Raw genomic sequence first — 14192 nt, 5'->3', positions numbered from 1 at the left:
AAAAAACTTGAGTCGCCCGCGCGCGTCGCCCGGCAGCGGGGAAGGATGCCGATCCCTAACCTAAAACAGCCCCCGAAAACAACAATGCCCCGGGGGACACTTTCGATCCCCCGGGGCAGAGTGTCGCTGAGGACAGTGTCGCTCAGATGCTTATGCCTGGTCCAGGCCGTATGCGGTGTGCAGGGCGCGCAACGCCAATTCGGTGTACTCCTCGGCGATCAGGACGCTGACCTTGATCTCGCTGGTGGAGATGACCTGGATGTTGATGCCGCGGTCGGCCAGCGCCTTGAACATGCGCTGGGCCACGCCGGCGTGGCTGCGCATGCCGACGCCGATGACCGAGACCTTGACCACGTTGCTGTCGGCGATCAGGCGGCGGAACTTCAGGTCGTCCTTGGCGCTCTCCAGCACCTGCACGGTGCGGTCCAGGTCGGCCTTGGTGACGGTGAAGGTCATGTCGGTGGTGGTGCCATCCTCCGACACGTTCTGCACGATCATGTCGACGTTGATGGCGGCGTCGGTGAGCGGGCCGAAAATGGCCGCCGCCACGCCCGGCCGGTCTTCCACGCCCACCAGGGTCACCTTCGCCTCATCCCGGCTGTAGGCGATGCCGCTGACCAGTTCCTGTTCCACGATTTCGTCCTCATCAACGACAAGAGTTCCCGGCAACGCGCTGCCGGCCGCTTCCTCGAAGGTCGACAGCACCTGGACGCGCACCCGGTGCTTCATCGCCATTTCCACCGACCGGGTCTGCAGGACCTTGGCGCCCAGGGACGCCATCTCCAGCATTTCCTCGTACGTGATGCGGCCCAGCTTGCGGGCCTTGGTCACGATGCGCGGGTCGGTGGTGTAGACGCCATCCACGTCGGTGTAAATATCGCAGCGCTCGGCCTGCACCGCCGCCGCCAGGGCCACGGCCGAGGTGTCGGAACCGCCGCGGCCCAGGGTGGCGATGCGCCCTGTCCTGGAGACGCCCTGGAAGCCGGCGACCACGGCCACCTCGCCGGTGGACATGCGGGCCACCAGCTCGGCGGATTCGATGCGCTCGATACGGGCCTTGCCATGAACGTCGTCAGTGATCAGGGGGATCTGCCAGCCTTGCCACGAGCGGGCGGGGATGCCGATCTCCTGCAGGGCGATGGCCAGCAGGCCGCTGGTCACCTGTTCGCCCGAGGCGACCACGGCGTCGTACTCGCGCTCGTCCGCCAGGCGGCCGACCTGTTTCACATAGTCCACCAGCTGGTTGGTCACGCCCGACATGGCGGAGACGACCACCGCCACCTCATGGCCGGCGTCGACCTCCTGTTTCACCTTGCGGGCGACATTCTTGATCCGGTCGATGGTGCCGACCGATGTCCCGCCGAACTTCAAAACGAGGCGTGCCATAACCCGTGTCTGCCTTGTGAGAGGCCGGCATGCGCCAGCCGGTGGATGCAAGCGGCTTCCGGGCCCTGGGCTTTCCGGAAGCGCGCTATCCTTACCCTGTCGGGCGCGTGCAGGCAATAAACGGGTAATAAAAGGTCAGGGTTGCGTAAACCGGGCGACCGAGCATTTCTATTTCGTGTTCATGGCTTCCCTCAAACGCCGGGCGCCAGCATCCGCCGGTTCGGGCTGATCCTCACCTTTCAGTCCGCTGACGCTGCCCGAAATGTTTCGGCGGACGCGGTCGCGCCCCACGGTTTCCCGCGAGTTCGACCGGGTGCAGCCATTCAGCCGGCGCGGTTGAGTTGACCGCAAGGGCGGCCCATACTCCGCCGCGCTCCCCATGGGGGCGCGTTCCGTTCAAGGGTGCCTATGATGAGCCAGACCGCCACGACCACCGTCGATCCCGGGAAATCCAGCGTTTTTCCGCCATCGCCGCCGAATGGTGGGACGAGGCGGGCAAGTTCCGGCCGCTGCACAAGCTGAACCCCGTGCGTCTGGAATATCTACGCGACCGCATCTGCGCCCATTTCGGCCGTGACCCGCTGGCGCCGCGGCCGCTGACGGGCCTGCGCCTGGTGGACATCGGCTGCGGCGGCGGCCTGCTGTCCGAGCCGCTGGCCCGCATGGGCGCCGACGTCGTGGGCATCGATGCGGCCGAGCGCAACGTCAAGACCGCCGCCACCCACGCGATGGAGACCGGCACCCCTGTCGACTACCGCCACACCACGGCGGAGGATCTGGTGGCCGCCGGTGAAACGTTCGACGCCGTGCTGTCGCTGGAGGTGGTGGAGCACGTGGCCGACGTGCCGCTGTTCCTGGACAGCCTGGCGGCCCTGATGAAGCCCGAGGGCCTGCTGGTCATGGCGACGCTGAACCGCACGCCCAAATCCTACCTGATGGCCATCATCGGCGCGGAATACGTCCTGCGCTGGCTGCCACGCGGCACCCACGACTGGCGCAAGTTCCTGAAGCCGTCCGAACTGGCCGCCGGCCTGCGCGCCACCGGCCTGACGGTGCGCGAGGTGATGGGCCTGATCTACAGCCCCTTCAACGACACCTTCCGCCTGGATCCTCGGGACCTGGACGTCAACTACCTGCTCTGGGCCAGCCGGTGAGGCAACCAGCGGCCAAATAGGCAACACGGCCCAAGCGGCGGCACGACCACGTGCCGCCGTAGGTCGCGACTGCGGCCGCCGGAGCGAGCACCGAAGGGCGCAGCGAGGACAGCCAAAGGCCCGGACGGGCCTGCCGGCGCTTGAGGAAAACGAACTAAGCCGCGTTGCTGGCTTCCGTGTGCGTCAGCAGGGCGTAGATGGCGTCGGCGGTATCGGCGCCGCGCAGCTTTTCGCAAAACAGCGGGTTGCGCAGCATGCGCGAGACCAGGGCCAGGGCCTTCAGGTGGTCGGCGCCGGCCGATTCCGGGGCCAGCAGCAGGCAGATCAGGTCCACCGGCTGTTCATCGATGGAATCGAAGTCCACCGGCCGTTCCAGGCGGGCGAACAGGGCGCAAACCTTGGGCAGGGTGGGCAGCTTGCCATGAGGGATGGCGATGCCGCGGCCCACCCCGGTGGTGCCCAGGCGCTCCCGCTCCAGCAGCACGTCGAAGATGGCCCGCTCATGCTGCCCCGTCAGGTCGGCGGCCCGCTTGGCAAGTTCCTGCAGCACCTGCTTTTTGGAGGAAGCTTTGAGATTGGCGACAATGCCGTCCGGCTTCAAAAGCTCGACCATTGGCGTCAACAAAAACTGGGACGGCATCGCCACCACACTCGCTTACCCGGCATTTCGCTTGAAGTTTTATAGGACGGAAAGGTTTACCAAACTTTTCCGTCCAAGCCCCGGTTCCAAGCTTCGGCTATCCCCGCCCCAAGGTCAATGGGGCCAAGATCGGCGAGGATAGCCTTGAAGGCTTGGCCTGACCAAAGGGCCGGTCAGGAGGGCCCGGTCAGTGGGTGGCCGCCGGCTTCCCGTCGGAGGGGTCGACCCAGCCGACGTTCCCGTCCGGTCGGCGATAGACCATGTTCAGATGGCCATGCGCGCGGTTGCGGAACAGCAGGGCGGGCAGGTCCGCCAGGTCCAGGCGCATCACCGCCTCGCTGACCGTCAGCATGTCGATGTTGGTCTGCATCTCGGCGATGATCATGGGGTGGTGGTCGGCGCCGTTGCCATTCACCGCGTGGCCGTTCATGGCCCCGGCCGTATCACCGGCTTCCGCATGACCGCCTTCATCGGCCTCATCGTCATGGGCGTCGGCGTTGATGATGTACTTGCGGGCCGGCACGGCGGCCTCGGCCTCGCCATGCACGCGCTGGTGATGATCGCGCAGCCGGCGTTTATAGCGTCGCAGGCGCTTGGCGACGCGCTCCGCCGCCTCATCGAAGGCGGGGTAGGGTTCCGTGGCTTCGGCGTAGGCTTGCAGAAGGATGCCGCGGCCGACATGGGCCTGGATGTCCGCCTTGTACAGGTGCGCCTCGCGCGACAGCACGACGGTCGCCTCAAGCGGACTGCTGAAATATTTCTCCACCAACCCAGTCAGTGTGGTCTCGACATGGGTGCGCAGGGACTCGCCAACGTCTAGCTGCTTGCCTTTGACGATTATATGCATGGCCTGTCCGTCTCGCTTGGTTGGAAGCCAGGAGTGGCGGCGGCGTGGTGCCTTGCCGTCGGCCTTTACAATAGCCCGCGGCCGGCCTTTTGCTGCTGGGAAGGCCAGCCGTCATGCGCCATCCATCGGGCGCATGGTTCAGATCCCAAGGGCCTTCTCCCGGCGACGCTGGACTGAGGAAGGGATCTTCATGGCTTCACGATACTTGGCGACCGTCCGCCGTGCAATGTCGATCCCCTCATCCCGAAGGATCTCGACCAGGCGGTCATCCGAAAGGATCTCGTTCGGCTTTTCCGCGTCGATCAGCACCTTGATGCGGTAACGCACCGCCTCGGCCGAGTGCGCGGCCTGTCCGTCCGCCCCGGAAATGGCTGATGTGAAAAAGTATTTCAGTTCGAACAGGCCGCGGGGCGTGGCCATGAACTTGTTGGTCGTGACGCGGCTGACGGTGGATTCGTGCATGCCGATCGCCTCCGCTATATCCCGAAGGATAAGGGGGCGCAGGAACTGCAGGCCGTGCAGGAAAAACGCGTCCTGCTGGCGCACGATCTCGGTCGCCACCTTCAGGATGGTGTTGGCGCGCTGGTGCAGCGACTTGACCAGCCAGCTGGCCGACTGGAACTGTTCGGCCAGGTACTCCTTGTCCTGCTTGTTGCGCGCCGACCCCTGGATGCGGGCGTAGTAGCGCTGGTTGACCAGCACGCGGGGCAGGGTGTCGCTGTTCAGTTCCACCAGCCAGCCGCCGCCGGGCTGGGCGCGCATGACGATGTCCGGCACCACGGTCTGCACCGGCTCATGATCGAAGGCCAGGGCCGGTTTCGGGTTCAGCGCCTTGATCTCGCCGACCATGTCGGCCAGGTCCTCGGCGTCCACCTGGCAGACCTTCAGCAGGGCCGGCACGTTGCGGGCAGCCAGCAGGGGCAGGTTGTCCAGCAGCGCCCGCATGCAGGGATCCAGCCGATCCCGCTCCCGCAATTGCAGGGCCAGGCATTCCTTCAGCGACCGGGCGAAAATGCCCACGGGGTCCAGGCGCTGCAATCGTTCCAGAACCGAAACGACTTGCGCCTCGGTGCAGCCCAGCTGGTCCCCCACCAGGGCGATGTCGCCGGTGAAATAGCCCGCCTCGTCCAGATAGTCCATCAGGGCGAAGGCCACCATCCGATCCAGCGGATCGGCGATGTCCATGGTGATCTGTTCGGTCAGGTGGTCGCGCAGCGAGACGCTGCCGGACAGCGTCTGCTCGAACGAGTTCTCGTCATCCTCGAAGCTGCCGCCGCGACCCGACCAGTTGCCGAAGGCCTCGCCGCCCTCGCCCATGCCGTCGGCCGCCATGTCGACGGCGCTGGAATTGGTCCAGACGTTTTCGAAGTCGGTGTCCAGCGGCGCGTCGCTGGAGGAGCCCATGTGGTCCGAGGAGGTGAGGTCGGCCGTGTCGCGCACGGGCAGGTCGTCGGTGCGCGCGACCACCTCCTCACGATCCACCCCATCGGGGGCGGGATCGCGGTTGCGGTCGCCATCATCGCGTTCCAGGAGCGGGTTCTGCTCCATCTCGCGATCGACGTAATCGGCCAACTCCAGGTTAGACAGCTGCAACAGCTTGATCGCCTGTTGCAGCTGGGGAGTCATCACCAGCGCCTGGGTCTGCCGAAGATCAAGGCGTTGTTGAAGCGCCATCACCCGCCCGAATAAGAACAGTGGCCCGAAATGAAATCGCGCGGAATGCGCTTATACTTAATTACAGACTGAACCGTTCACCGAGGTATACGCGGCGCACGTCCTTGTGGGCCACGATCTCCGACGGTTCACCCTCCATCAATACCATACCATCGTGAAGAATGTATGCGCGATCAACGATGTCCAGGGTTTCGCGCACGTTGTGATCGGTGATCAGCACGCCGATGCCGCGCTCACGCAGATGGCTGACCAGTTCGCGGATGTCGTTGACGGCGATGGGGTCGATGCCGGCGAAAGGCTCGTCCAGCAGGATGAAGTTGGGCTGGGACGCCAGCGCGCGGGCGATCTCCACGCGGCGGCGCTCACCGCCCGACAGGGCCAGGGCGGAGGTGCGGCGCAGATGGCTGATGGAGAATTCGGCCAGCAGCTCATCCAGCGTGGATTCGCGCTTGTCGCGGTCCTGCTCCACCACCTCCAGCACGGCGCGGATGTTGTTCTCCACCGTCAGGCCGCGAAAGATCGAGGCCTCCTGCGGCAGGTAGCCGATGCCCAGCCGCGCGCGGCGGTACATGGGCAGGTCGGTGACCTCCAGCCCGTCCAGGGTGATGCTGCCGTAGTCGGGCATGATCAGCCCGGTCATGATGTAGAAGCTGGTGGTCTTGCCGGCGCCGTTGGGGCCCAGCAGGCCCACGACCTCGCCCCGGCGCACGCCGACGCTGACGTCGCGCAGCACCGGGCGTCCCTTGTAGCTCTTGCCCAGCTTGGTGGCGGTCAGGCCGCTGTTGGGGTTGTCCGACACCAGGCGCGGGCCTCCCGCTTTGGGTTCCTTGGGAGCCGCCGGCACCTTCGCGGGTTCAGACGTCTTGCTCATGGCTGCGCTCCGCCGCCGGGGGTTTTGGCGCCAGCGGGGTTGGGCCCGGTGGGGGCGGCCGGCTGATCGGACTTCTTGGGGATCAGCACGCTGTGCACGCGCCCACCCTTGACGGTCTCGTCGGGCAGCATGCGGCTGACCCCCGTGGCGTTGTTGACCTCGGCCCTGTGGCCGTTCACCTGGTTCTGACCCTGGGTCAGCTTCACGTCGCCCGTCAGGACGGCGATGCGCGTCTTCACGTTATAGGTGCCCTCGCTGCCGCGAGCGATATCTTTGGGCGTGACGATCAGCACGTTGCCCTTGGCATCCATGCGCGTCATTTCCAGCTGCTTGGCGGCGTTCTCTTCCATGATGCCCACCAGCACGTCGGCGCGGATGCGGTCGCCCTTGTCGTTGATGGCGATGGCGTTGCCGCGCGCGACCAGCAGCTGCTGCTGTTTCCAGTATTCCAGGGTGTCGCGGGCGTAAACCGTGTCGCTGCGCGTGACCAGGTGCAGGTGGTCGCCGGTCAGCACCGTCACGTCCTGGTCGACGTCATAGACGCCGTGGTCGCCGAAGGCCTGCTGGCTGGGCGAGGTCAGGACCACCTGACCGTCGGCGGCCATGCGGTACATCTCGGTCGAGCCGTCCTGGGCCTTGCGGTAGTAGACCACCAGCGTGTCGCAGTGCAGGGTGTCCTCCCCGCGCGTCACGATGACGTGGCCCCGGGCCACGGCGGCCAGCTGGTCGTTGTGCCACTCCATCGTCTCGTCCGAGGTGATGTCGATGGCGCCCGGCGGCGAGGCCGTCACTTCGGCCGGGGTGAAGGGCAAGAGGCCGGGCTCGCCGGCGGCGGCCGGGTTCTGGGCCGGCGCCGCCGGGGCGGCCTTCTTCGTCCTCGTTGGCTTTCCGGCGGCCGGCTTGTCGGCGGTGGCGGCGGGCTTGGCCTCCGCCGGCTCCTCCGCGCGCGAGGCGGGCGCCAGCGCGACCAGGGCCGAGGCCGCGACCGCCAGGCCGCCCAGCATCAGGCGCCGCATCATCATCGCCCGCATCACCGGGACCGTCTTCGTGAACCGGATACTCAAGGTTTCTTGCCTCCGGTCCGCGACGGTCCCGTTGGGGGTGGTGCGGGGATGGCGCCGGCGGGCGCCGCGCCGTCCGCGTGATGCTCCTTCTCCACCAGGCGCAGACGGGCCTTGCCGGTGAAGACGATGGTGCTGCCCTTGTCGGTCATGCGGAAGCCGCCGGCGTCGATGTCGCCGAACGGTCCCTGGCCGGCCACGCGCGCGTTGCCCCAGGCGATGTTCTTGCTGGTGTCCACTTCCGCCTTGTCGGTGGTGAACTCATAGCCGTGGTCGTGAAACAGCGTGACCCTCCCCTCCAGCGTCAGGTGGCCAGACTGCTTGTCGTACCGCCCCGTGTCCCCATTCAGGGTCACCCACTGCCCATTCTTTAGCGTGATCTCGGCCTCGGGCGAAACAAGATCGATCAGATTGTCCTGGTTGCTTTCCTGCATGGCCCGGTCGGCACGCACTTCCACGGGCCGGTCGGTCTTGTCCGTCCCAAGAAAATGGGCGTCCAGCATTTCCAGCTGACCGGTACCGGGATCGGCGGGACGTGGGCTGGTGGTTTCCTTGATCAGGGGCCACAGCGCGATGGCCGCGATGGTCAGGCCCGCCAGGGTCGGCAGCACCACCTTGGCCTGGTTGACGCGGCGGGTGTGCCGGGCGCTGGCGCCCCGCCCCCGGTGCTCCTGGCCACGCGGGTCGATGACACGGCTGGATGGGGGCGCGGAACCGGCCGGGTTCGCCGGCTGCCGAATCCCGCCCGCGTCGCCGTCCTCGGCGCCGGGGGTTTCTGAAGGGGGGGCAGGGTCATGGTTCCACGGGGTTTGGCCGCCGATTGTGGCGCGGGCATGTCCGGTGATCATCACCGCCGGTTCGGGCCCAATCTAACTGAGCCGGGATTCCACGGTCAAATCGTCATGCGCCGTTCCCTTTTCCAGGGGGACGGCGCGCTACCCACCCATGCGGCGTGTCCGCAGGGGGCCGAAGGGCTGGGCGCGGCGTCCGCCCCAGCCCCCCCCCCGGGGGTCGTCAACTCAGTGGGCGAAGATGTCCGGCTCGTCCCAGCCGCCCAGGTCCAGCAGGGCGCGGTGCGGCAGGAAGCGGAAGCAGGCGTCCGCCAGCTCGGTGCGGCCTTCGCGCGCCAGCACGGCGTCGAACTTGGCCTTGATCTCATGCAGGTACAGCACGTCCGAGGCGGCGTACTTCAGCTGCTCGGCCGTCAGTTCCTCGGCACCCCAGTCGGACGATTGCTGCTGCTTGGACAGGTCCACGCCCAGCAGGTCGCGGCACAGGTCCTTCAGGCCGTGGCGGTCGGTATAGGTGCGCACCAGCTTGGACGCGACCTTGGTGCAGTAGACCGGGGCGGTGACGACGCCCAGGTACTTGTTCAGCACGGCGATGTCGAAGCGGGCGAAGTGGAACAGCTTCAGCTGGGCCGGGTTGGTCAGCAGGCGCTTCAGATTGGGGGCGTCGTACTGGCCCTGGCGCAGCTGTACCAGGTGGCAGCGGCCGTCGCCGGACGACAGCTGGATCAGGCACAGCCGGTCACGGTGCGGGTTCAGCCCCATGGTTTCGGTATCGATGGCCACCACCGGGCCCAGGTCCAGGCCGTCGGGCAAATCGCCGTCGTAGAGATCGATGGGCATCAAACCGGTCCTTCATGCTGGAGGGGCTTGCCGAGGGAAGAGGCCTGCCGGCGCCGGGTGTCCTGACGAACGCGGACCCCAGAAACGCCGCAGGCCGCCGGCGTTCCATCGGAACATCGGCGGCCCTGCGACCTTAAACCCGCGCTGAATTGGTGCCCAGGAGAAGACTCGAACTTCCACGACATCTCTGCCACAGGTACCTGAAACCTGCGCGTCTACCAATTCCGCCACCTGGGCAGCGCGGGCCGCCTAAGTACGATTACGGCCGAGGCCTGTCAACACCCTTCTTTCGGCTCCTTTAAATTTTTTTCAGCGGGGTTTGGGCGGCGGCAGGACAGGGGCAGATTCCCCGCATGCGGCGCTAGCCGCCCACGACCAGGACGGTGCGGCGGCATGAAATGCCGGCGAAGGTATTCGAAGGGGAAGGGGTGAGGGCGGGTCCTTAAGCGGGCCCCAGAAACGCCGCGGGCCGCCAGTTCCATTTGGAACACGGCGGCCCTGCGTTAAACCCGCACTGTAATTGGTGCCCAGGAGAAGACTTGAACTTCCACGACATCTCTGCCACAGGTACCTGAAACCTGCGCGTCTACCAATTCCGCCACCTGGGCAGCGCGGGCCGCCTAAGTACGATTATGGCCGGGACCTGTCAATACTCTTCTTCTGGAGATTTTCATTTTTCATGGCGGGGCCCCGAAGTGCCGGCGGGGCGCCCCACATCCGCGCGCCCATGCGCATGGGCGCGCCTCCTTCCTTGCATTTCAAGCCCCGGCCAAGCACCTAGCCCTGGCTGGCCGGCTTCGCTATAAGCTTGGGTCTTCGGCCGCCGCCGGCCCCGTCGCCCCGCCCGCATGGGAGGGGGGCGGTCGGGAACCAACGGGCCGGCGGGCCAATCGTTTAGCGGGCAGAGGGTCTAAGAGGATGGGCACTAGCATTCGTATCGCCACCGTGTTCGGCGGGGCCGGCTTCATCGGCCGCCATGTCATCCGGCGCCTGGCCAAGACGGGCTGCGTCATCCGCGTGCCCGCCCGCCACCCGGGCGAGGCGGCTTTCCTCAAGACGAACGGCGCGGTGGGCCAGATCGTCCCCATGGCCGTGGACATCGCCGACGACGCCTCCGTGGCCCGCGCCATCGAGGGCGCGGACGTTGTCATCAACCTGATGGGCATCCTGGCCGAGAGCGGCCGCCGCCAGCGCTTCGACCTGGTGCACGCCGAGGCCGCCGGCCGCATCGCCCGTCTGGCCAAGGGGGCCGACGTGGCCCGTCTGGTCCATGTCTCGGCCCTGGGCGCCGACGCCAACTCCCGCTCCGCCTACGCCCGCAGCAAGGCGGCGGGGGAGCAGGCGGTGCGCGCCGTGTTCCCCGAGGCCACCATCCTGCGCCCCAGCGTGGTCTTCGGGCCCGAGGACAACTTCTTCAACCGCTTCGCCGGCATGGCCCGGACGCTGCCCTTCGTCCCGCTGATCGGCGGCGGCGCCACCCGCTTCCAACCGGTCTATGTCGGTGACGTGGCCGACGCCATCCTCAGCGCCGTGACCCGGACCGGCGCCGAGGGCAAGACCTTCGAACTGGGCGGTCCGCGCGCCTACAGCTTCCGCGAGCTGGTGCAGCTCACCCTGAGCCTGACGGGGCTCAAGACCCGTCTGGTCTCCCTGCCCTGGGGCCTGGCCAGCCTGCAGGCCACCTTCCTGGAGCTGGTGCCCGGCAAGCCGCTGACCCGCGACCAGGTCACGCTGCTGAAGAGCGACAACGTCCTGTCCGGCAAGCTGCCGGGCCTGGCCGACCTGGGCGTGGCGCCCACCGCCGCCGAGGTCATCCTGCCGACCTATCTGGACCGCTTCCACGTCGGCGGCCGCTACGACACCCAGCGCCAGGGCCCGTCCCTGCCCGCGCTGACCAAGATCGACGCCCACGGCACGCATTATTGATTGCGTCCCTCAGGCGCCGGGCGCCCGCATCCGCGGGTTTGGCCTCTTCCCTTTGCAGTCCGCGTCGCTCCCCGCAAAGGTCCGGCGGACGCAGTCGCGTCCTACAACGGCATGAGGCAGTCCTCACGCCGTTGATCTGAGCCATTTGTGGTTGATGCCGAATAAGATAAGGGCGCCTTCCCAGCCGGGAGGCGCCCTTTTCGCTGGCCAATTCGGGGTGCGGAGCACTTCATTAAATATAGATCATCCCCAGCACGACGGCGCCCAGGGCCCAGCAGTAGAAGGCGAAGGGGCGCATGGCGTCGATCTCGTTGCGCTTGAACCAGCGCATCAGGGCCCAGACGGCGACCAAGGCGCAGACGCCCGACACCGCGCCCCCCACCAGCGCGCTCTGGATCACGTCGCCGTCGGCCTGGCGCAGCATCTTGGGCACCACCAGCAGGCTGGCGCCGGCGATGATGGGGGTGGCCAGCAGCATGGAGAAGCGCGCCGCCTCCTCATGGCGAAGGCCCGCCCAGAAGCCCGCCACCATGCTGGCGCCGGAGCGGGAGAAGCCGGGGATCAAGGCCAGGGACTGGGCCAGGCCGATCAGCAGGGCCTGGATGAAGCTGAGGTCGGCCAGCGTGCGCTCACCCCGGCCGCGCAGCCGCTCGCCGAAGAACAGCAGGAAGCCGTTCAGGATCAGGAACATGGCGGCGTTGAACGGGTCGCTGAAGGCGGCGCGCAGCACCTTCTCGAAGGCCAGGCCCAGGATGGCGGCGGGGATGGTCCCCGCCACCAGCAGGGCCAGCACGCGGCGATCCGGGCCGCCCTTGACCACGCCCGCCAGCAGGTTGATCCAGTCGCGCCAGAAGAAGACCAGCAGGGCCGCCGCCGTGCCCAGGTGCAGCATCACCAGATAGGGCAGGAAGTGCTCCTTAAGGAAGGCCTGGTCCAGGCCCCAGCCCAGCAGGAAGGGCGTCAGCACCCCGTGGGCGACGCTGCTGATGGGAAAAAGCTCGGTGATGCCCTGGATGATCGCGAAGATCAGGGTCTGCAAAAAAGACATGGCGCCTCAACGTCTAGGGGCGATTTCCGGCCGGACGGGACCCGACCGCTGGATGGCAGCCTGCTTATAGCAGCGGTCGCGTCGGGCGGCGACAGCCACCTGGCAACACAAGCGGCGTTCCATGTAAGGGATTCTCATTTTGCGTTTTCATTATAATCAATGAGATAACCATATTTGGTAAACCAAAATGTACTATATTCTGCGGATGCGAATGGGTCGGTCACCGCTTTTCCACATGCGAGTCAGGCGCCCCATCGACAATAGGTCAATTATGTTGACCAAACGTGAAAAAAGTTCTGGAGCGATGGGTTGGAACGACTTATATGAACTCGGCGCACCCGCTTATGCGCAAGCCCGTGACCCGCCGGCCTTACGCCGCGGTGCGGGCCCAAACGGGGAGCAATTGAAATGCCGGCCGCCGCAATCGGCCGGTGGGGAATTTGGGACCGCCGGTTCGGGGACGCGCCCCGGCCGGCCAGAGCACGAGGGATCAAGGCCATGGCGCAGAAGCAGCAGATGCTCCAGTTCGTCCACACGGACCAGCAGATGCCTGACAAACGCGAGCCCGCGCTGCGCCGGCGGGATTTCGACGAGATCTACGCCCGTTTCGCGGACGACCAGGCGGTCACCCAGGCTTCGCGCTGTTCCCAGTGCGGCGTGCCCTTCTGCCAGGTGCACTGCCCCGTCTCCAACAACATCCCCGACTGGCTGAAGCTGACGGCCGAAGGCCGCCTGGAAGAGGCCTATGAGGTCTCGCAGGCCACCAACAATTTCCCCGAGATCTGCGGCCGCATCTGCCCGCAGGACCGCCTGTGCGAGGGCAACTGCACCATCGAGCAGTCGACCCACGGCACCGTCACCATCGGCGCCGTCGAGAAGTACATCACCGATACCGCCTGGGAACGTGGCTGGGTGAAGCCGGCCGCCCCGGTGCGCGAGCGGCCGCAGAGCGTCGGCATCATCGGCGCCGGCCCCGCCGGCCTGGCCGCCGCCGACCAGCTGCGCCGCAAGGGGTACCAGGTGCATGTCTACGACCGCTATGACCGCGTCGGCGGCCTGCTGATCTACGGCATCCCCGGCTTCAAGCTGGAGAAGGACGTGGTGGAGCGCCGGGCCAAGCTGCTGGCCGACGCCGGCGTCGTCTTCCACCTGGGCTTCGAGGTTGGCCGCCATGCCACCCTGGGCCAGCTGCGCGTGCAGCATGACGCCATCCTGATCGCCACCGGCGTCTACAAGGCGCGTGAGCTGGAAGGCCCCGGCAGCGGCGTGGACGGCATCGTCCCGGCGCTGGACTACCTGACCGCCAGCAACCGCACCGGCCTGGGCGACACCGTGGTCGATTTCGAGAACGGCCGCCTGAACGCCAAGGGCAAGAACGTCGTCGTCATCGGCGGCGGCGACACCGCCATGGACTGCGTGCGCACCGCCATCCGCCAGGGGGCGAAGTCGGTGAAGTGCCTGTACCGCCGCAACCGCGCCAACATGCCGGGCAGCCAGCGCGAGGTGGCCCACGCCGAGGAAGAGGGCGTGGAGTTCGTATGGCAGGCAGCCCCGGACGCCTTCCTGGGCGACCGGCAGGTGACCGGCGTGCGCGCCCACCGCATGCACATGGGCGTGGCCGACGCCTCCGGCCGGCAGACGCCGCAGCCCATCGAGGGCTCCGCCTTCACGCTGGAGGCCGACCTGGTGATCAAGGCCCTGGGCTTCGATCCCGAGCCGCTGCCCACCCTGTTCGGGGAACCGGGCCTGAAGGTCAGCCGCTGGGGCACCGTCATGGCGGACCCGCGCACCCTGGCCACCAACCTGGAGGGTGTGTTCGCCGCCGGTGACATCGTGCGCGGCGCCTCCCTGGTCGTCTGGGGCATCCGCGACGGCCGCGACGCCGCCGCCGGCATCCATAACTATATCACCGCCCGCGCCGCCGCCGCGCTGGCCGCCGAGTAAGGGGGATTTG

General features: G+C 67.0%; 12 protein-coding genes and 2 tRNA genes. 3 read left to right on the top strand and 11 right to left on the bottom strand.

Annotation, left to right across the window (positions count from 1 at the left end; all coding sequences use genetic code 11):
* Positions 1 to 150: 150 nt before the first annotated feature.
* Positions 151 to 1386, bottom strand: a complete 1236-nt coding sequence (locus UAA55_RS28485) for an aspartate kinase (RefSeq protein ID WP_322957050.1) — start codon at positions 1384 to 1386, stop codon at positions 151 to 153.
* Positions 1387 to 1835: 449 nt separating this feature from the next.
* Here UAA55_RS28485 and ubiG point away from each other — a divergent pair, with 449 nt between their 5' ends.
* Positions 1836 to 2540: a bifunctional 2-polyprenyl-6-hydroxyphenol methylase/3-demethylubiquinol 3-O-methyltransferase UbiG gene (gene ubiG / locus UAA55_RS28480; protein ID WP_322957780.1), complete on the top strand. Its 705-nt coding sequence runs from the start codon at positions 1836 to 1838 to the stop codon at positions 2538 to 2540.
* A 154-nt stretch (positions 2541 to 2694) separates the two neighbouring features.
* On the opposite strand, the gene ptsN is transcribed toward ubiG, so the two are convergent.
* From ptsN to UAA55_RS28435, 9 genes are all read right to left on the bottom strand, one after another.
* Positions 2695 to 3153: a PTS IIA-like nitrogen regulatory protein PtsN gene (gene ptsN, locus UAA55_RS28475; RefSeq protein ID WP_040844426.1), complete on the bottom strand. Its 459-nt coding sequence runs from the start codon at positions 3151 to 3153 to the stop codon at positions 2695 to 2697.
* Between the two features lie 214 nt (positions 3154 to 3367).
* On the bottom strand, positions 3368 to 4027 hold the full coding sequence (gene hpf / locus UAA55_RS28470) for a ribosome hibernation-promoting factor, HPF/YfiA family (protein ID WP_322957048.1): 660 nt from the start codon (positions 4025 to 4027) through the stop codon (positions 3368 to 3370).
* 138 nt (positions 4028 to 4165) lie between these two features.
* Entirely contained in the window at positions 4166 to 5701 is a 1536-nt protein-coding gene (gene rpoN / locus UAA55_RS28465) for an RNA polymerase factor sigma-54 (RefSeq protein WP_322957047.1), read from the bottom strand.
* A gap of 61 nt (positions 5702 to 5762) precedes the next feature.
* Positions 5763 to 6572 (bottom strand): LPS export ABC transporter ATP-binding protein, encoded by an 810-nt coding sequence (lptB, locus tag UAA55_RS28460; RefSeq protein ID WP_322957046.1) that lies wholly within the window; start codon positions 6570 to 6572, stop codon positions 5763 to 5765.
* Positions 6569 to 7636 carry an LptA/OstA family protein gene (locus UAA55_RS28455; RefSeq protein WP_322957045.1) on the bottom strand — a complete coding sequence of 356 codons (1068 nt, stop codon included), beginning with the start codon at positions 7634 to 7636 and terminating at the stop codon, positions 6569 to 6571. Before UAA55_RS28455 ends, lptB begins: the two co-directional genes overlap by 4 nt.
* Positions 7633 to 8481 (bottom strand): LPS export ABC transporter periplasmic protein LptC, encoded by an 849-nt coding sequence (gene lptC, locus UAA55_RS28450; RefSeq protein ID WP_322957044.1) that lies wholly within the window; start codon positions 8479 to 8481, stop codon positions 7633 to 7635. Before lptC ends, UAA55_RS28455 begins: the two co-directional genes overlap by 4 nt.
* A 171-nt stretch (positions 8482 to 8652) precedes the next feature.
* Positions 8653 to 9264, bottom strand: a complete 612-nt coding sequence (locus tag UAA55_RS28445; RefSeq protein WP_322957043.1) for a ribonuclease D — start codon at positions 9262 to 9264, stop codon at positions 8653 to 8655.
* A 150-nt stretch (positions 9265 to 9414) separates the two neighbouring features.
* Positions 9415 to 9501 (bottom strand) — tRNA-Leu (locus UAA55_RS28440).
* Between the two features lie 284 nt (positions 9502 to 9785).
* Positions 9786 to 9872: transfer RNA gene (locus UAA55_RS28435), tRNA-Leu, on the bottom strand.
* A gap of 310 nt (positions 9873 to 10182) precedes the next feature.
* On the opposite strand from UAA55_RS28435, the gene UAA55_RS28430 reads away from it, so the two are divergent.
* On the top strand, positions 10183 to 11190 hold the full coding sequence (locus UAA55_RS28430; protein WP_322957042.1) for a complex I NDUFA9 subunit family protein: 1008 nt from the start codon (positions 10183 to 10185) through the stop codon (positions 11188 to 11190).
* A 232-nt stretch (positions 11191 to 11422) separates the two neighbouring features.
* On the opposite strand, the gene UAA55_RS28425 is transcribed toward UAA55_RS28430, so the two are convergent.
* The gene (locus tag UAA55_RS28425; RefSeq protein WP_322957040.1) at positions 11423 to 12238 is read right to left on the bottom strand and encodes an undecaprenyl-diphosphate phosphatase; all 816 of its coding nucleotides are present in this window, start codon (positions 12236 to 12238) and stop codon (positions 11423 to 11425) included.
* A gap of 498 nt (positions 12239 to 12736) precedes the next feature.
* Here UAA55_RS28425 and UAA55_RS28420 point away from each other — a divergent pair, with 498 nt between their 5' ends.
* Complete coding sequence (locus UAA55_RS28420; protein ID WP_322957039.1) at positions 12737 to 14182, top strand: NAD(P)-dependent oxidoreductase; 1446 nt, start codon at positions 12737 to 12739, stop codon at positions 14180 to 14182.
* Positions 14183 to 14192 lie beyond the last annotated feature (10 nt).

Origin of the sequence: Nitrospirillum guanabarense, from assembly GCF_034653355.1 — a bacterium.
GTDB lineage: Bacteria > Pseudomonadota > Alphaproteobacteria > Azospirillales > Azospirillaceae > Nitrospirillum.
Note: the sequence above shows the minus strand (reverse complement) of the source record. Positions and strands in the feature narration are given on the sequence as shown.